This window comes from Marinibaculum pumilum (genome assembly GCF_042646425.1).
GTDB lineage: Bacteria > Pseudomonadota > Alphaproteobacteria > Ferrovibrionales > Ferrovibrionaceae > Marinibaculum > Marinibaculum pumilum.
The window spans coordinates 1-1,841 of the sequence record NZ_JBHRTR010000021.1 but is presented as its reverse complement, the minus strand read 5'-3'; the positions used below and the strand labels follow the sequence as shown (position 1 = coordinate 1,841).

The window sequence follows — 1,841 nt, the reverse complement described above, 5'->3', positions numbered from 1 at the left end:
GGCGGCACCTGCTCCGCCGTGAAACGCCGGCGGCCGCCGGTCTGCGCCAGCGCCCGCAGATGCGCATGCTCGTCGCGGGAGAGTTGCAGGGCGCGGGCCAGCGCGTCGATCGTCATTGCCGACGGGGTCACCGCGCGGCCCTGCTCCAGGCGGATGCACCAGTCGACCCCGATGCCGGCCAGCTCGGCCACCTCCTCCCGGCGCAGCCCCTTGGCGCGCCGCCGCCGGCTGCCGCCGGTCAGGCCGACCTGCTCCGGCCGCAGCCGTTCCCGGCGGGCGCGCAGGAAGCTGCCGAGAGGGCTGCGGTCCCCGTCGCCGGAAAGCAGGTGAGGCTGGGTCTCTTCCATCCCGGGGTAATACCAGGGCTGTCTGCCGCCGCGCGAGCGCGGGATACTGTCTCCCGTCCAGCCAGGGAGATGCCCCATGAAGGCCGTCATTCTGAAGGCGTTCGGCGCGCCGCTTGCCGTCGAGGACCATCCCGACCCGGAACGCGGCACCGGCGAGGTGATCGTCGACGTCGCCGCCTCCCGGGTGCTGGCCTATGCCAGCGAGGTGTTCAGCGGTGCCAGGGGCTATCTGCTGCACCTGCCGGTGGTCCCCGGTGCCGGCGCGGTCGGCCGGGTCAGGGCGGTGGGGCCCGACGCCACCCGGCTGCGGCCCGGCGACTGGGTCTATTGCGATCCCGTCATCCGCGCCCGCGACGATGTGCTGGCGCCGGACATCACCCTGCAGGGCCTGAGCGCGCGGGGCCCCGGCGGGCAGATGCTGCAGCGTCATTTCGGCAATGGCGGCTGGGCGGAACGGCTGCTTCTGCCGACAGAGAATGCCGTGCCGATCGGCGACATCGTTCCGGACGATGCGCCCCGCTGGTGCATCCTGGGCATGCTGCTGGTGCCCTATGGCGGCCTGCGTGCGGCCGGCCTGCGGGCGGGCGAAACGGTCCTGGTGAACGGGGCCACCGGCGGCTTCGGCGGGGCGGCGGTCGCGGTGGCGCTGGGCATGGGGGCGGCTTGCGTCGTCGCCACCGGCCGCAACGCGGAGACACTGGCGGCGCTGGAGCGGGTCTTCGGGCCGCGGGTGCGCGGCCTGCGCTTCACCGGCGACGAGGATGCCGACCGCGAGGCGATGATCGCACGGGCGCCCGGCCCGATCGACTGCGTGCTCGACCTGCCGCCGCCGGCGGCGTCGCCGGCCTGGGCGCGGGCGGCGGTGATGGCGGTGCGACGCAACGGCAGGGTCGCGCTGATGGGCGGCATCGGCATGAACGGCGGCGGCGGGCTGGACCTGCCCTATGCCTGGATCATGCGGAACGGCGTCAGCATCCATGGCCAGTGGATGTACCCGCGGGAGGCGGTGCCGGAGATGGTCGCGATGCTGCGCGCCGGCCTGATCGGCCTGGACCATTACCGGATCGCCACTTTCCCGCTGGACCGCGTGGCGGAGGCCGTCGGCCATGCCGCCGCGCATGCCGGCCCGTTCAGCCTGACCCTCATGTGCCCCTGACCTTGCAGATGCCGGCCGCAGGAAACCGGCACTTCGCGGCCGGCGGGCAAAAAAAATCGCAGGTGCCGAAAAAAAGCGATTGACCTCCCCCCGCCCCCATCGTACAAGGCCGGCCCGCTCAGGACGGAACCGGCGGCCCGGCCGAAAGGCCCGGCACCGACGCCCTGGGCTCCCGCACCAGACCGGTTGCAGCATCCACTGCGATGCCGCGGTTGGGTTGGGCGGGTCCGGCGAAAGCGGCAGGCCCGCGATTGCCCGCGTTATTGGACATTGTTGGAAGTGTGGAAGGATTTTTGTGGGCGGCGGTGCTCTGACGAGTGCTTGTCTGCTTAGGGAAA

2 protein-coding genes are annotated in these 1,841 nt (G+C 72.5%); one reads left to right on the top strand and one right to left on the bottom strand.

The window, feature by feature from the left end:
• The coding region (locus ACFOGJ_RS08680; RefSeq protein WP_379899468.1) for a helix-turn-helix domain-containing protein at positions 1 to 347 on the bottom strand (347 nt) is incomplete at its 3' end.
• A gap of 76 nt (positions 348 to 423) precedes the next feature.
• Here ACFOGJ_RS08680 and ACFOGJ_RS08675 point away from each other — a divergent pair.
• The gene (locus ACFOGJ_RS08675; RefSeq protein WP_379899467.1) at positions 424 to 1,503 is read left to right on the top strand and encodes an alcohol dehydrogenase catalytic domain-containing protein; all 1,080 of its coding nucleotides are present in this window, start codon (positions 424 to 426) and stop codon (positions 1,501 to 1,503) included.
• The last annotated feature ends 338 nt before the right edge of the window (positions 1,504 to 1,841 follow it).

Bases quoted from the DNA above. Each gene is read 5' to 3' on its own strand.
- ACFOGJ_RS08675 (WP_379899467.1), top strand. From the start codon at position 424: ATGAAGGCCGTCATTCTGAAGGCGTTCGGCGCGCCGCTTGCCGTCGAG.